The sequence below is a fragment of the Myroides sp. ZB35 genome, from assembly GCF_001865835.1.
In the GTDB taxonomy this organism is placed as follows: domain Bacteria; phylum Bacteroidota; class Bacteroidia; order Flavobacteriales; family Flavobacteriaceae; genus Flavobacterium; species Flavobacterium odoratimimum.
Window position 1 is genome coordinate 3,471,665 of the sequence record NZ_CP017769.1, and the last position, 16,894, is coordinate 3,488,558.

The window sequence follows — 16,894 nt, forward strand, 5'->3', positions numbered from 1 at the left end:
TATATATCTTATGCTTAATAAAATCATTAAGTACTTCTTACACAATAGAGTAATCACTCTATTACTACTGGTAGTAGTTATTGTATGGGGACTAATAACAGCTCCATTTAACTGGCACCAAAATATGTTGCCAAGTGATCCTGTGCCAGTAGATGCTATACCTGACATCGGTGAAAACCAACAGATCGTAGCAACCGAGTGGATGGGGCGCTCTCCTAAAGATATTCAGGAGCAAATCACTTATCCGCTAACGACTTCTCTACTGGGTATTCCTGGTGTAAAAACAGTGCGTAGTAGCTCTATGTTTGGGATGTCGTTTATCTATATCATTTTTGAAGAAAATGTAGAATTTTACTGGAGCCGCTCGCGTATCTTAGAGAAACTAAACTCTCTACCTGCTGGTACATTACCAGAAGGAGTTATACCTTCATTAGGTCCAGATGCTACTGCTCTTGGACAAGTATATTGGTACACACTTGAAGGGCGTAATCCTCAGACAGGAGAACCTACAGGTGGATGGGATCCAGACGAGCTACGTACAGTACAAGATTTCTACACTAAATATAACTTATCTGCTGCAGAGGGAGTGTCTGAAGTAGCCTCTATCGGAGGATATGTAAAAGAGTATCAGGTAGAAGTGAATCCTGATGCGATGCGCGCTTATAACGTATCTGTAATGGATGTAATGTCTGCGATTCAGAAAAGTAACCTGGATATCGGAGCAGAGACCATCGAAATTAATAAAGCAGAGTACTTAGTACGCGGTCTGGGATACATTAAAAATGTCAAGGACCTAGAAGACGCTGTAGTAACAGTACGAAACAATGTTCCTGTAAAAATTAAAGACGTCGCCTTCGTTAACTTAGGGCCAGCTACACGTCGTGGGGGGCTAGATAAAGAAGGTATTGAAGCTGTAGGAGGTGTTGTAGTAGCTCGTTATGGAGCTAACCCTATGCATGTGATTAGTAACGTAAAAGCTAAAATAAAAGAGATGGAAGCTGGGCTTCCTCAAAAGACACTGGCTGATGGTACCATATCTAAAGTAACCGTAGTTCCTTTCTATGACCGATCAGGATTAATACAAGAAACAATAGGTACACTAGAAACAGCCTTAGCACACGAGATATTAATCTGTATCATCGTAGTAATCGTACTTGTTATAAACTTGCGCGCGTCAGTAATTATCTCTAGTATTCTACCCATAGGTGTACTAGCGACTTTCATCATTATGAAGTATATGGGGATAGAAGCCAATATCGTTGCCCTATCAGGTATTGCCATTGCTATTGGAGTTATGGTGGATGTTGGCGTCGTCTTTGTCGAGAGTATCATCAGGTACATGGAAGAAGAACGAGCCCAAGGAATACAAAGTAAGGGAATGGCCTTTGTCAACCTTATTACAAAAGCGGTATCAGAAGTATCAGGTGCATTGTCAACAGCTATGCTAACCACGATTATCAGTTTCTTACCGGTATTCGCAATGGAAGCGCAAGAAGGAAAGCTATTTAAACCCTTAGCTTACACCAAGACCTTCGCTCTATTATCAGCATTTATCTTAGGGATCATCGTACTTCCTACGATAGCGTACTATGTATACTCTATTAAAATAGACAAACAAAAAGTACGCAAAATAGCCAATTATATCTTAGCTGTAGCAGGTATAGGACTGTGGATATACACAGGTGAGTTTATTGCTGTAACACTAACATTAGTGGCTATTAATAATCTGTTTACACCAGGCTGGAAAACAGATACAATAGCGAATTATATCAATGTAGCCCTTACCCTATTTGTGGCTTTATACTACCTTACAGTAGAATGGCTACCACTAGGGACGCAGCAGAGTACAGGGTTAAACTTTGTCTTTGTATTCTTAGCTATCGGATCTATATTAGGTGTATTGTGGTTATTAGTGATTTACTATGAGCAGATCTTAAGATGGGCACTTACCCACCGTTGGAAGTTCATGAGTATTCCTATTCTAACATTAGTATTCGGAATGCTAGTATGGTTAGGTGCAGACAAAAGCTTTGGTTTTGTAGCTAAAGGCTTTGAGACTGTGGGATGGAAATCATTTAGAGAAACTGCTTTTTGGCAAAAATCAACACAGACCTTCCCAGGTATTGGACAGGAGTTTATGCCTAGTCTTAACGAAGGATCATTCTTACTGATGCCTACAAGTATGCCTCATACAGGTATTGAACAGAACCTTCAGTTTATCGGGACACTAGACAGACGTATTTCCAATATTCCTGAAGTAGAATTAACAGTAGGTAAATGGGGACGTGTAAACTCTGCTCTAGACCCTGCTCCTACTCAGATGTTTGAGAATACGATCAACTATAGATCAGAGTACATCCTAGATGACAATGGACATAGACAGCGATTTAAAGTTAATAAACAAGGAGAGTTTGAACTCATCAATGGAACTACCTATAATGTAGAAGATGGTTTTAGACTTATCCCTAGAGATAGTTTAATTATAGACAAAGACGGTAAGTTCTTCCGTCAATGGCGTCCTGAGATCAAAAAGGCGGATGATATCTGGCAAGAAATTGTCAATGTATCTCACTTGCCTGGACTAACCTCTGCTCCTAAACTTCAGCCTATCGAGGCAAGACTTGTGATGCTATCAACAGGTATGCGTGCGCCAATGGGATTAAAAGTATCTGGACCAGATTTAGAATCTATAGAAGCTGGAGGAAAAGCATTAGAAGCGGCGCTTAAAGACATCCCTTCTATTATGCCTTCTACTGTGTTCTATGATCGTGCAGTAGGTGCTCCTTATGTGGAGATTCACCTAAACAGACATAATATGGCTAGATACGGAATTACGGTATCTGACCTGCAAGATGTAATCGGTGCTGCTATAGGAGGAATGGCCCTAACCACTACTGTAGAAGGTCGTGAGCGATTCCCAGTAAGATTGCGTTATCCTAGAGAATTAAGAGATAACCCAGAAGAACTAGCAAAAATGCTAATCCCTACTGCTACAGGAGCTCAAATTCCTTTAAGCGAAGTAGCGGATATAGAGTATGCTAAAGGTTCACAGATGATTCAGAGTGAGAATACCTTCTTACTTGGTTATGTCATCTTTGATAAAATAGAAGGAAAAGCAGAAGTAGATGTAGTACACGAGGCAGATAAGCTATTACAAGCCAAACTAGCCTCTGGCGAACTTACCCTGCCAAAAGGAGTAACCTATAAGTTTGCTGGTAATTATGAACAACAAGAAAGAGCTTCTCAGCGATTACTATACATTGTACCACTGAGTTTATTAGCGATTCTTTTGATTCTATACTTCCAGTTTAAAACGATTGCAGCATCGCTTATCCACTTCTCAGGAGTGTTTGTAGCCTTTGCAGGAGGTTTTATCTTATTGTGGTTATACGGACAGCCTTGGTTTATGAACTTCTCTGTTGGAGATATGAATATGAGAGACTTATTCCAAATGCACAATATCAACCTGAGTATAGCAGTCTGGGTAGGTTTTATCGCTCTATTTGGGTTAGCTACTAATGATGGAGTACTAATGGGAACGTATATACATGATACCTTCGAGGCTAGAGACCCTAAGACTAAAGAAGAAATTCGAGAAGCGGTAGTATACGCAGGATTAAAACGTGTAAGACCAGCAGCGATGACTACTGCTACTGCTCTAATCGCACTTCTTCCTGTGATGACCTCTACGGGTAAAGGAGCAGAAATTATGGTACCCATGGCTATCCCTACATTCGGAGGAATGCTAATACAGTCCATGACCATGTTTGTAGTACCCGTATTCCAATGTTGGTGGAGAGAATGGGCAATTAAGCGTTCCGCTTAATTAATTACGAATTAGGAATTATAAATTAAGAATGGTTGCCCTACGGGTATTATAAATATTATGAGCACACAATACACTAAGGTAGAGACGCATTTAGCCAACACGCCACCTGTCCCATTCACTAAAAATGTCTACTAGACATTTTCTTAACGCTCTGTCCTGTGTCACATCTAGTACATAAACTGTGAACCGGGAACTGTAAACCGTCAACTGTAAACTAAAAAAACAATGAACAAAAATAAAACGTATATATATTTAGCTTCGGCCTTCTTAGCAGTGACTAGCTTCACTGCTACGGCTATAGCGCAGCAGCAACCTAAAGACTCTCTATCAAGCTACCTTAATGTAGCCATAGAGAATAACCCAGGGATTAAAGCACAGAAATTTGCTCATGAAGCCTTTTTACAAAAGATTCCACAAGCAGGTGCTTTTCAGGATCCAGAACTATCTATGGACTTCTATACAGAGCCTATGGATATTGTCGGTGGACGCTCTATTGGTAATGTAAGTATCATGCAGATGCTTCCTTGGTTTGGTACCCGTAAGAGTGCCCGCATAGAAGCTGGTCACATGGCTAATATGCAAAATGAGCAGTACAAAGAAGTCGTTGATAATATTACTTTACAAGTACATACCCAGTGGTATGCCATGCAGAAGCTAAACGAACAATTAAGAAATAATGAAGAGAACAAAAAACTCTTACAACAATTAGAACAATTAGCTCTTAGAAAGTTCTCTGCTCCTTCAAATACAGCAAAACCAAGTGCAACTCCACAAGTAAGCACTAAGACTGCCTCTACTCCATCCGCTTCTACATCAGCAGGTATGGGGGGAATGAGTATGGGTGGTGGCGCTACTGCTAGTAGCGCACCAGCAATGTCTTCTTCTATGGGATCTGGTGGAGGTATGAGCGAAATGGGTAGCAGTAGCGCCTCAGGAATGTCCGATGTATTGCGTATCGGATTAGAGCTTATAGAGATAGAGAATAATATTGAAAGCTTACACTCTCAATTAAAAGCAGAGAAAGCAAAATTCAATGCTCTTTTAAACAGAGAAGCAAACCATGAGGTAGTATTAGGTGAAATAGAAAAAACTTCTTTTATCTATGGAGAGCAAGATGCTCTTCTTGCCATAGAGGCTAATAACCCTATGCTTTCAATGATCACAGAAGAAGGTCTTGCCTATAAAGCAAAAGCAGAAATGGACAAGAAAATGAGCTACCCTATGATAGGGCTTGGATTGCAGTATATGGTTATCGGAAAGACTAATGATAAAATGCTGGCTATGGGAGATATGAATGGAAAAGATATGATTATGCCGATGGTGACTGTTAGCCTTCCTATCTTCCGCAAAAAGTATAAAGCCCAACAAGAAGAAGGTAAACTATGGTGGAAGTCTAGTGATCAAAAATTCGAAGACACTTACAATACTTTAAAAAGTGAGTATTATGGATACAAAAGTCAATTAGATGATGCCGAACGAATTGTCACCTTGTATGAAAAGCAAACTACATTAGCTGAGACGACTTACAACCTTATTATCAAAGAATTTGTAACAGGTAAAAGTGATTTAACCAATGTAATACAAGTACAACGTCAATTATTAGATTACCAATTAAAAAAAGCAGAAGCAATTGCTAACTATAATACCATGGTAGCTTCTATCAAGAAATTATTAGCAATACGTGACAACACACAAAATATTTAGGCAATGAACAAAATAAGAAATATATTCAAAAACAATATTGTACGTTATAGTGCAATATTACTTGTAGGGTTATTATTAGGATGGATGGTCTTTGGTGGTGCAGGATCGCATCAGCACAATGGAGAACCAGCTACTACAGAAGAGGGAAATACGGTATGGACTTGTTCTATGCACCCGCAAATCAAAATGGATAAACCAGGGAAATGTCCTTTATGTGCTATGGACTTAATTCCGCTTAAATCTTCTGATGGTGGTGATGATGCAATAGACGATCAGGCAATCCAGATGTCTAAAGAAGCAGTAGCACTAGCTAATATACAGACTACTGTGGTAGGGCATCAAGATGCTGTAAAAGACATTCAACTCTATGGAACCATACAAGTAGATGAGCGATTACAACAATCTCAAACTTCTCATGTCAATGGTCGTATTGAGAAGTTGTATGTTAACTTTACAGGAGAAGCTGTAAAACAAGGACAACTAATCGCTACTATCTATTCTCCTGATTTACTAACCGCTCAACAAGAGTTATTAGAAGCAGCTAAGTTAAAAGACTTACAGCCCTTATTATTAGACGCAGCTAAAGAGAAATTGCGCATTTGGAAGATGTCTGAAGCTCAAATAAGCAAAGTTTTAAGCACAGGGAATGTTTCTCCTTATGTATCTGTACACGCAAATACAAGTGGTATTGTCGTGGCAAAAAATGTTAACCAAGGTGATTATATCAGTCAAGGAACTGTGCTGTATAATATTTCTAATTTATCTAAACTATGGGCTGTATTTGATGCCTATGAGAATGACCTTCCATTTATCAAAGAAGGAGATGTATTAGAATATACATTACAGAGTTTGCCCGGAGAAGTATTTAAAGGAAAAATTGCTTTTATCAACCCTATTATAGACGCTACTTCTAGAACAGCTAAAGTAAGGGTTGAAACAGATAATAGAAATAATAACCTTAAACCTGAAATGTACGCAAGTGCAAAAATATCAGCTCCTTTAAAACAGTACAATAAGGAAATGGTCATTCCTAAATCTTCTGTACTATGGACTGGTAAACGCTCTGTAATCTATGTAAAACAACCCAAGACTGCTACTCCTGCCTTTAAGCTAAGAGAAATCGTATTAGGACCTTCACTTGGAGAGAATTATGTAGTAATGTCAGGATTAGAAAATGGAGAAGAAATCGTAACCAATGGGGTATTTACAGTTGATGCCAGTGCACAGTTAGAAGGAAAACGAAGTATGATGAATAATGATAATGCTCCTGCTGCTACAGGTCACGCTAATCATGGTAATGATCACAGCACTACAGCAAGTGCTAATCTAGAACATGCTATGCTTAAAGTAAAAGGAAACTGTGACCTGTGTAAAGAGAGAATAGAAACCGCTGCTAAAAAAGTAAAAGGGGTATCTACTGCTTCTTGGGATGTAAAAGAAAAGGTACTACACCTTAATTTTGACAAGAAACTAACCTCTAAAGCTGCTATATCTAAAGCTGTAGCCAAGGTAGGACATGATACAGAACTAGACAAAGCTACAGATGCAGATTATAAAGCCTTACACAGCTGTTGCCAATTCGAAAGATAGTAAGTCGCTTCGCTCAAATTAAGAGTTAAGAATTAGGAATGGGTGCCTTTTAAGGTATTAGATACTTAGATAATGTGATGTGGTTTGTCCAAAATGTATATACATGTCTATAACAACACACAAAAAACAGAAAAAAGAATGTAGACCTACTCTACCTTCTTTTTTCTAACTTTACTTGACAAAAAAGATGTTGTCGCAGATTTATAATCTGTGACTTGAAATAAAAAGAACAAATATCAAATAACAATCAAATGAAAAAAGTAATTTTAAGTTTTGCAGTATTAGCTTTCACACTTACTGCATGTAATGACAAAAAACAAGAAACAACAGCTCCAGCTACAGAAGAACACGCAGGACATGATCACGATGATCACACTACAGCTAGCGCTGCAGAGAAAGTAACAACAGTAAAAGAATCTAATGTATTACAATCTACTCTTGATGCTTATTTCTTAGTTAAAAAAGCACTTCAAGAAGACAATCAAGCAGAAGCTGCGACAGCTAGTAAAACATTAGTAACTAATCTTAATGCAGTAGTAACAGAAGATGCTAAGGCAAAAGAACTAGTGAAAGAATTAGTAGAAACAGCTACTAAGATTGACGTAGCAGACATCAAAGTACAAAGAGAAGAATTCGAAGACCTAACAGAAGATTTAGTAAAACTAATCAATACGGTAGGAACAGACAGAGTAGTATTTGAACAATACTGCCCAATGTACAACAACGGTGAAGGTGGTCAATGGCTAAGTGATGTAGAAGACCTTTCTAACCCATTATACGGTTCTTCAATGCTTAAATGTGGTGCTAATCAAAACAAAATCACATTTGAAACTAAATAGTTTTATAACTAAAAAATAGAAAGGCTGTCCGATTGGACAGCCTTTCTGTTTTTATTGGAATATTATTCATAAGACTTTAAATAAGGTACCTTTTACATTTCCCATTGTATATCTAACCTCACTATTACTTTTTTCAGTAAATATAAATTCTGTTGTAGTATTATTAAGGTAAATAGCTAGACGATAATACCCTTCTCTATACCCTTGTTGTAATCCTTCTCTATATTCTTGTTCTACTTTGACTACATCAGGATTCACTTGATAAGCCTGATTAATCATCTCTTGAAAACATTCTGTTGTTAGAGAAATGAAACATAACTCATTTAAAGAAATACTAAAACCAGGAACAAATGGTGAAGTCCCCCCCCACTTATCCTCCAATTTCCTTGAAGCCATTTTGGTGTTTGAATCTTAGTTGAGGTAGAAATTCCATCAACTATTTCACTCTCATTTACCTCATTATTATCAGAAGAGCAAGCTAGTGCCATAGATGCCATCATTAGTAATAGAACAATTCTTTTCATTTCATATTTTTTTTATTATTAATACTACTTCCTTTGTTTCCTTAGGAACGACAAAGGTATATCCTATAAATGACTCGTCCTTACAGTTTTACATATCTATAGAAAAAAAGTGACTGATAGCAAGATACTTATAAAAATCTAATTATTGTTATACGCACTAAAACTGAAAATATAAACTCATATAAACTTGATGAGCTCTAACTTTATAAGCCTGGTCATTTAGTATTAACTCACTTTTATCTGCCCATAGTTTACCTAAAGTAAATCTAGCTCCTATCTGCTGTCTCTCTTTTAGACTGTAAATATAATCTAGCTCTAGTGTCAAATAATTTTTATCCATCGTTCGATATCTAAAAGCAGGAAGGTAAATCTCTTGATACAAACTTTGAAAAGTAGTGTCTTCTTGTGTAAAAGCTTTTTGTGATTTCTGAGCTTCAAAACTCACTCCTACCCCTACTTGATATTTTTGTTTTTGATAAAGTACCTTAGCTTCAGCCTTTGGAGTTTGTTTATCAAGTTGAGATTTAAAAAGTGTCTGCTTATAATACTCATCATAGCTGTCTTTTTGGTAACTCACCCCTAAACTGTATAACCAAAACTGACTATGTCTATAAGTAGTACTCACCTCAATTCTATATTGATTCTCATCTAGTACATAAGGTTTTTTTATCTCTCCTTTTTTAACATAATCATAAACACCAGAAAAATCATCGTTTACCCTATTATAACTATATCTATTTTCTTTTTCTTTTAAAGTAGTCAATTAAGCAGAGAGCTGTAATTGAGCTTGCCATTTTCTAGACAATACATAATTAAACTTTACTTCTGGCAAATAGTTATAACTTGTTAATTCATAAAGGTTAATCGTTTTTTATTCTTCTGTTTTTAGGTTGCGTATCTCTGTTTGAAATAGTATGTCAACAGAGAAAGGACTTTTTTTTCCATAGACCAGCAGAAGCACTTATAGAAGTAGTGCGTTGTTTGTACCAATACTATTTTGACCTCTTTCTAATCAAGAATGAAAAAATAGAATCTTTGACTTAAACTTATCAGAGGAAAAAACATATAAATAGAAGCTTATTCTTTAAGAACTTTCCAACTAAAAACACTTTCTATTTAACTCATAAAATAACACCTATCGGGTATAAAAAAACAAATTAAGTACAAACTATACCCGAAGAGGTATTATATAATATTTTTATGTATACCTTATACCTGAAAAGGTATAGATATGGATTCAATACAATTATTTGTAAAGCAAAAACGAAAAGAATTAAAGCTAACACAAGAGGATTTAGCATTAAATGCTGGTGTAGGACTGCGTTTTGTACGTGATTTAGAACAAGGTAAAAAAACACTTCGTTTAGACAAAGTAAACGATGTACTAGCTCTATTTGGTAAAGAAGTAGGTGTAATTGATAAAACTAGATAATAAGGGTAAGACAAACGAAAATATATTTTCAAGATCAATTAGCTGGTTATCTTCTTGAAACAGATAATGGTTACTCGTTTTACTATGAAAAGGATTATCTAAAAACAACTAATCCTAAGCCAATTAGTTTACCCTTATCTGAAGAAACTTATCATAGTAATGTACTTTTTCCTTTTTTCGATGGGTTAATTCCTGAAGGTTGGTTACTAGACATCGGAGAAAAACATTGGAAGCTTAATCCACGTGACCGATCTGAATTATTAATCAACTTATGTAGAGACACTATTGGAGCTGTCTAAGTTTATCCGATGGAGGCGGAAAATCATGAATAATTGTACATCCAAAATCTCTATCTATTTTCAACTTCTTCTCTATAAAAAACACTTCAAAAGACAAAGAAAAATCTCCTATAAAAAAGAGCTACCTTCTTTTTATAAGAAGGTAGCTCTACTACATATTATTCTATAATGACTACATATTATAACTCCATGATAATAAACTCGCTACGTCTGTTTTGTTGATGTTCTTTTTCTAAACAAGGAACATTATTCTGACAATGATTAATAATATTAGTCTCACCATAGCCTTTAGCGCTTAACCTAGAAGGATTAATACCTTGATAAATTAACCAATCAACTGTTGTTTGAGCTCGGCGTTCTGATAATCCCATATTATAAGCATCAGACCCTTTGCTATCTGTATGTGAACGAACCTGTATTTTCATAGTTGGATTATTTTTCATCATCATAACTACTTTAGCAAGCTCAAACTGAGCATCAGTTCTAATTATAGCGCTATCATGATCAAAATAAATTGGTGCAAGTGCTAAACGTTTACCTAAATCTTCTCCTTTTTGTATCTCTTTATAGGATTGTGCTTCACCAGAATTGTTATAGTGATCAATATCCAGAGCTGTATCTTTTAAAAGCTGAAAATTCACAACCTTCACATCTGTTAATGTAACATCTTCTACTGATTTTTCTTCCGATACATAGCCAGTTGCTTTTACCGACACATAGTAATCTCTGTTTATTTTTACGTCTTTAAAAACATATTCACCACGCTTGTCAACCTCTATTTGCTCTATCATTCTATGTTTACTGTCATATAAAAACACAAAAGCATCTAGAATTGGTTGCTTAGTTTTTTGATCAATAATCTTTCCTGTGATATCTTGAGAGATATTAAGCTCAGTTCCTAATTTCATTCTCACATAATACAAGTCATCTTTACCACTTCCATTGGGTCTGTTGGAGGTAATAAACCCAAACTTAGCCTCAGGATCTAAATACATAGCAAAATCATCATAAGGGCTATTAATTGAGTTACCTAAATTAACTACCTCTCCAAAGCTTCCATCCTGATAAATCTGTACTCCATAAAGATCAAGTCCTCCTAATCCAGGATGACCATCCGAGGCGAAGTATAATACATTATCAGAACTCACAAAAGGAAAACTCTCTCTAGCTTCTGTATTTATTTTATCTCCTAAATTCTCTGGAGTTCCAATAGATCCATCTCTAAATACTTTAGCTCTATATAAATCTGACTGACCGTATCCTCCGGGTCTATCTGATGAGAAATAAATCCAATCTTGATCAGGTGATAAAGCAGGAGAAGCTGTATTGGCATGTTCTACATTAATACTTAATTTCTCTACATCTCCCCATTTTCCTGGTCCAAAGCTATAGGCTCTATATAGATTAACTAGTAAAGCTTTATCTGAGTATCTCACGTTTTTATCTGCTCGATTATTACTAGAAAAATACATGGTTCTACTATCGGCTGAGAAAATAGCATTAGCCTCATTATAATTCCCTTCTAGTTTTCTAGCAAAAGGTTTCGCCTTGCCAATATACCCATCAATTCTTACCGAAGCAGAATAAAGCTTAGTATAAGGATCATTGGTCCAAGAGTGAATACCTTTTTGTTTACCTTTTTTAGCCGATGATGCATAAACAATTTCTCCTTTATATAATGCAGAGCCATACTCAGATCCTGGGGTGTTTACGCTATTTAGTTGCTTTACCCTATACCCATCTCTATTGGTATTAACCTGTTCTAAGTAGTTAGGATTACTCAAATACTTTTTTACTCTAGAATCTCCAGGGGCCTTCTCGGCAAATAGCTCCATCTTTGAGTTTGCTAAAAAATAATCACCTGTTGTTCTAATTGTTTGAATGTATCTATAGTAAGCCTCTATATCTTTTATATCACTAGCCTGACTTACGTTTTCAAACAATTTTTTATACCAGTGATTTGCCTGTAAGTACATACCATTCTCATAATAAGCATTGGCTAAATTAAAAAGTATATCATCTGCTTGTTTTCCTTTTGCTATTGCTTTTTCATAAGTAGTAATTGCCTCGGCATAAGCCATTTTCTGTATTTGCTTATTTGCCTTTTTAACATAACTGTTTTGGGCAAAATTGGTCAAAGAAAACAAGCTTAAACACATTATAAACCCTGTTTTGTAAATCTTTTTCATTCTTTTTCTTATATTATATTTATAGCTTTTTTAGAAGAAACGAGCTGTGGTTACTCTATTGTATTTATTGAAAATATCAAATCTTAGAAACACCTCATGTGATCCAGAATTGTATCTAGCTAATTTAGTGGTATCAGCATCATAAGAATATCCTATAAACAATCCTTCATTTATTTGGAATCCAGCCAGAGCGCTTACAGAAGCATCCCAACGATAAGATGCCCCTAGTGTGAATTTATCAATAATCAAGAAGTTTGCTGTTAAATCAACCTGCATAGGAGCGCCAGAAACAGACTTAGCCAAAAAAGCAGGTTTGAATTTTAAACTTGGATTAAGTTCAAAAACATATCCTCCCATAAGATAAAAGTTCATTTTTTGACGCATTAATTTTTGCCCCTCATTCTCTGTTCTATCTGTAGTCATAAAATTAGGCACAGACACCCCCAGATAAGACTTCTCTGAATATAGGTACAATCCTGCTCCTATGTTTGGACTAAATTTATTATTAACATCAACAAAAGAAACATCACTTGGATCATATATATCAAGCTTGTCTTTATCAAAATTTAAAAGATTTGCTGTTGCTTTTAAACCAAATGATAATTTGTACTGGTCATTTAAATCTACCGCATAGGCTAGGTTTACAGAAAAGTTATTCTCTGAAATAGCTCCAATTCTATCATTGGTATAGTTAATACCTCCTGAGAGTCCATTTTTCCCAAGTGGAGTATCTATGGATATATTTGCTGTTTGAGGAGATCCATCAAGCCCTACCCATTGTGCTCTATACATACCAAAAACATTAAGCACTCCACGAGTACCTGAGTACCCAGGGTTGATGTTTGAGGTATTATACATATATTGTGTAAATTGAGGGTCTTGTTGAGCTTGCATAGTTGTAAAACATCCTAAAGTCAGTAAACTCACTCCTATCTTTTTAATATCTACCTTTATTTTCATAACCTTTTTTGTTATTTATTACTAGTAAATAGACTTTAACAAAGAACATACCCAATCCATATTTTTAAATGTTAAAAAACAAAATGGATTGCTATTGTTCTCATTAATTACCAATACTATTTCTTAAAACAAAATAACAAAAAGCCTGTAAAACAAACAATTAACTAATCATTATTGAATAAAACCCTATTAAATACCGAAAAAAAAGAAAAACTAAAAAAAAATTACAACAATCTTAAAACAATCCCTAGTTGCAGGTTTTTTCAATTAATCACCAAAAATCACATATACAAAAACACTTAATCACACAAGACAATATCCATATAAAAATCACCTGCTTAAAAAAACGAATATCACAATTTGCATAAATTCACCTTATGTACAACTTTTTAAAGTATTCTTATCCAGTTTTTAATAAATATTCTAAGCTTCTTGTCAATACAAGAGGTTTTTCGTCGTATTACAACTTTTTACATAAGATTTTATAGGTAAAAAAAGCCGTAAACTTAGAATTTTTTAACAAAAAAAGATCACCTCTAATCCAGGTAATCCTACACTATGGCCTTATTTAGCCAAAATAATCCCGATTGTATTTGTGATACTTCTTATGGTACTTTCCTTTGTGTTTTTTTTACTTTCTCTGATGATAATTAGCTTTATACTTAAAATAATTACCCTTAGAATAAAAGGAAGAATTATTTGATTTATTAGCTTAAAACATAATAGATATATCACAAGTATATACACGATTTTTCTTCATTTAATTTATTAATTACTATACCCTCTAATTAGTCTATAAAAATAAAGTTTTAACTAACCTAAGACTCATTAATTTTGCTTTACTGATTCTTATTTAAATTTTATAACCAAAAAAAAGAGGTAAACTAAGAACACATTTATTCCTATTTTACCTCTTCTGTCTAAAAAGCGCTATTTTTAGCTCTCTTTTATTTTTTTACTCATTTGGTCTATCTCTTTGAATTTGATCAATTGCATAGGCCAAGAAGTTCATTGTAAAGTGACTATTATAAGTTGGAAGACTAGCGTTTCCTGCAGATCCTCTACCTGTTGTTACAGTTGCTTTAGTAGAATTACCACTAACTCCATAAACATTACCTGGTTGCATAAATCCGCTATCTCCAGTATAAACAAAATTATACTTATTGTGTCTTATAACCCAACGTTTGTTTGGGTCTGCATCGTAGGTAATATAAGAAGACGGTAAATTATTAACTGTTCTACCTGCTACATCCTCCCCAAGGGTTAAGCCTCTTAAGTCTCCAAATGGCCCCACAAGAAGCGGATCATTAATACTTACTAAAGTATGGAATGTACTTTGTCCTGAAATAGTTGCACTTCCTCCACCTGCTAATAAATTTATAAATGCTGCTGCAGATGACTCATTTACTTCATTATTAATCATTGCTGCTCCTTTTTGATTAACTAAGAAATCATAAAGAACATCATTTTTAGTATTATCAAACCCAAAGTTTAGCGTTCCTATAACTATATCTACTTTATTATTTGTTAAAGCAGTTGAGAACGTTGAAGCTGATGTATGACTTCCTGAAACAACAATTAAGCTTTCTATTTTAACAAGTCCATTAGGACCAAAATAATCCTTATTGTTTAACAATCCAGCTTTTGTTCCTGCATCTACACGATATCCTGAACTATTTCCAGAGGATAATAAAACCATTGGTCTATACAAAATAGGTACAGTAACAGGTCCTATTTGAGGATTATTACCAATACTGTTTCCTTTTAAAGTAAATACAGATTGATCGGCCTTCTCTGGTCTACCAGTGGCTTGTAATCGAATAGTTGTTACTCCTCCATTTGTATTAATATCATTATCTGTTAATACTTTCGACCCTTTATAACTTACTCCATTTACCTGAACATCAGATTCTATAACAGCTTCACCTGGGAAGATAATCTTAACTGGTACATCTATATAATTAGCGTTAGTTGCCACTGAGTAAGGTCTGAGTTTTCCTCCTATTTGAATATCATTCCATAGTATTTCATACTGCACTGGAGCTCCTGTTACAGGCACATTATATTCACATCCCACAATATCTCTATCATTGTTCTCTATTGGGTAACTAGAATCATACTCATGAGCTCCTTTTGATAGCATCTTAAATTTAAAGGTTATATCTTTATTAGATACAGTTGGCTTACCAGTTCCATTAACTGGAGTTAGCACTACATTTTGTACATCATCCCTTAGAGAATTAAACTCAAAATCAACCACCTCTGAACTAAACTCAATCTTTTGGGTTTGTTGTCCAAAGCCGCTACCTGTAACATCTACTGTAGCTACAAGCTTACCTCTTCCAGGGGCTAATACCTTAACTGGTACATTCAATTTATGATCATTTGTCAAAGGCTCATTATACTCAAACTCTCCCTGATGACTAATTTTGTATTGACCTGTATTATCACAAAGCACATCAAAGTTTAATTTTTCTATATCTACATTTTCCACTTTTACCTTAGGCGACTCCCCTAGTTCTAACCTAACATAAGAATTACTAATAAAGTCCATAGGTGTTGTACGAGGCAATAAAGGGATTCCTTCACCATAGAGCCTAATTATAGCCTGTTTAGAAGCTACCTCCGCGCTGGTTAAAGCGCGTTTTCCTATAAAGCGAATACCGTTAATCTCTGGAGTATGAATCTCTACGATTCCTCCCATTGTGATTTGATTAATATGTACATCTAAAAAACCACTACGCTTGTCTTTTAAACTCACACCTGTGTAAAACTCCCCAGATGGTACAACTCTATCTATCTGATATTGTAAAGATTCTTTCTCTACAAAAATATTTGTTTGACAATCTATATCTTTACCGTTGAATTTAAACTTAATTATATCTCCTACACTTGTAGGTTTACCTGTATTATCTCTTGGATAACCTTTTTTAGGAGTTCCTGTTGCTCTTAAAAAAACATTGTATGTTCCTGGTGAAGGAAAAATACCGCTTGAGGAAAAAGCATAACCATTTTTTTCTTTTCCATTATATGCCTCTGCCTCTATTTGATAAGTTCCAGGGGTAGAAACATTTACTTCCATAGCAATCAAGTTAGCACGTGATTGTAAAAACACTCCTTCGTTATAGTTTCCTTCAATTCGAATCTTACCACAACTTGCATCTGTAATTACAAACTCGGCTGGTTCTCCATCTCCACAAAGCCCTAACCACTGATTTCTTGTTGCGCTAAAAAACTCCATACAATCTCTTGTTGTATTATAAATCATCAGTCCTGGTTGTAAATTCTTCACAGGTATTGCCTGACGCTGTTCCATTGTCATACGAGGCAGAAGAAAACCACGTTCTACAGAACTTAAATCCAGTATGCTAAATGATAATGGATTTAGAGTATTCTGTAAAACAGAATTATCTGAAATCTGAGCTCCTTTTCTTTGTCCTTGTACATTTATAGATGTAAATACACTTAAAATAAGTAAACAAAAAAATAGGATTATATCTTTAAATTTTCTATTTTTTCTCATAAGCA

General features: G+C 35.1%; 11 protein-coding genes. 6 read left to right on the forward strand and 5 right to left on the reverse strand.

The window, feature by feature from the left end; all coding sequences use genetic code 11:
• Positions 1–10: 10 nt before the first annotated feature.
• The 4 genes from BK054_RS15440 (at position 11) to BK054_RS15455 (ending at position 7,962) form a co-directional block, all read left to right on the forward strand.
• A complete protein-coding gene (locus BK054_RS15440) occupies positions 11–3,826 on the forward strand; it encodes an efflux RND transporter permease subunit (RefSeq protein ID WP_071307459.1) in 3,816 nt (1,271 codons plus the stop codon).
• Positions 3,827–4,054: 228 nt separating this feature from the next.
• Entirely contained in the window at positions 4,055–5,533 is a 1,479-nt protein-coding gene (locus BK054_RS15445; RefSeq protein ID WP_006265513.1) for a TolC family protein, read from the forward strand.
• Positions 5,534–5,536: 3 nt separating this feature from the next.
• Entirely contained in the window at positions 5,537–7,123 is a 1,587-nt protein-coding gene (locus BK054_RS15450) for an efflux RND transporter periplasmic adaptor subunit (RefSeq protein WP_071307460.1), read from the forward strand.
• Positions 7,124–7,374: 251 nt separating this feature from the next.
• Positions 7,375–7,962, forward strand: coding sequence for a DUF3347 domain-containing protein (locus BK054_RS15455; protein WP_071307461.1), 588 nt, complete (start codon positions 7,375–7,377; stop codon positions 7,960–7,962).
• 66 nt (positions 7,963–8,028) lie between these two features.
• On the opposite strand, the gene BK054_RS15460 is transcribed toward BK054_RS15455, so the two are convergent.
• Positions 8,029–8,358 carry a hypothetical protein gene (locus BK054_RS15460; RefSeq protein ID WP_232234291.1) on the reverse strand — a complete coding sequence of 110 codons (330 nt, stop codon included), beginning with the start codon at positions 8,356–8,358 and terminating at the stop codon, positions 8,029–8,031.
• Between the two features lie 285 nt (positions 8,359–8,643).
• Positions 8,644–9,249, reverse strand: coding sequence for a hypothetical protein (locus BK054_RS15465; protein ID WP_232234292.1), 606 nt, complete (start codon positions 9,247–9,249; stop codon positions 8,644–8,646).
• A 468-nt stretch (positions 9,250–9,717) separates the two neighbouring features.
• Here BK054_RS15465 and BK054_RS15470 point away from each other — a divergent pair, with 468 nt between their 5' ends.
• Positions 9,718–9,918 carry a helix-turn-helix transcriptional regulator gene (locus BK054_RS15470; RefSeq protein ID WP_006259945.1) on the forward strand — a complete coding sequence of 67 codons (201 nt, stop codon included), beginning with the start codon at positions 9,718–9,720 and terminating at the stop codon, positions 9,916–9,918.
• Entirely contained in the window at positions 9,918–10,217 is a 300-nt protein-coding gene (locus BK054_RS18180; protein WP_083387863.1) for a HipA N-terminal domain-containing protein, read from the forward strand. Before BK054_RS15470 ends, BK054_RS18180 begins: the two co-directional genes overlap by 1 nt.
• Before the next feature lie 179 nt (positions 10,218–10,396).
• Here the strand turns inward: BK054_RS18180 and BK054_RS15475 are convergent, their stop codons facing one another.
• The 3 genes from BK054_RS15475 to BK054_RS15485 form a co-directional block, all read right to left on the reverse strand.
• Entirely contained in the window at positions 10,397–12,406 is a 2,010-nt protein-coding gene (locus tag BK054_RS15475) for an OmpA family protein (RefSeq protein WP_071307462.1), read from the reverse strand.
• A gap of 30 nt (positions 12,407–12,436) precedes the next feature.
• On the reverse strand, positions 12,437–13,366 hold the full coding sequence (locus BK054_RS15480) for a type IX secretion system membrane protein PorP/SprF (protein WP_071307463.1): 930 nt from the start codon (positions 13,364–13,366) through the stop codon (positions 12,437–12,439).
• Positions 13,367–14,321: 955 nt separating this feature from the next.
• A complete protein-coding gene (locus BK054_RS15485) occupies positions 14,322–16,889 on the reverse strand; it encodes a hypothetical protein (RefSeq protein ID WP_071307464.1) in 2,568 nt (855 codons plus the stop codon).
• Between the last annotated feature and the right edge of the window lie 5 nt (positions 16,890–16,894).

What these genes read in the sequence shown, in the direction of transcription:
- BK054_RS15440 (WP_071307459.1), top strand. Translation starts at nt 11, where the DNA reads ATGCTTAATAAAATCATTAAGTACTTCTTACACAATAGAGTAATCACT.
- BK054_RS15445 (WP_006265513.1), top strand. Translation starts at nt 4,055, where the DNA reads ATGAACAAAAATAAAACGTATATATATTTAGCTTCGGCCTTCTTAGCA.
- BK054_RS15450 (WP_071307460.1), top strand. Translation starts at nt 5,537, where the DNA reads ATGAACAAAATAAGAAATATATTCAAAAACAATATTGTACGTTATAGT.
- BK054_RS15455 (WP_071307461.1), top strand. Translation starts at nt 7,375, where the DNA reads ATGAAAAAAGTAATTTTAAGTTTTGCAGTATTAGCTTTCACACTTACT.
- BK054_RS15460 (WP_232234291.1), bottom strand. Translation starts at nt 8,358, where the DNA reads ATGGCTTCAAGGAAATTGGAGGATAAGTGGGGGGGGACTTCACCATTT.
- BK054_RS15470 (WP_006259945.1), top strand. Translation starts at nt 9,718, where the DNA reads ATGGATTCAATACAATTATTTGTAAAGCAAAAACGAAAAGAATTAAAG.
- BK054_RS15475 (WP_071307462.1), bottom strand. Translation starts at nt 12,406, where the DNA reads ATGAAAAAGATTTACAAAACAGGGTTTATAATGTGTTTAAGCTTGTTT.
- BK054_RS15480 (WP_071307463.1), bottom strand. Translation starts at nt 13,366, where the DNA reads ATGAAAATAAAGGTAGATATTAAAAAGATAGGAGTGAGTTTACTGACT.
- BK054_RS15485 (WP_071307464.1), bottom strand. Translation starts at nt 16,889, where the DNA reads ATGAGAAAAAATAGAAAATTTAAAGATATAATCCTATTTTTTTGTTTA.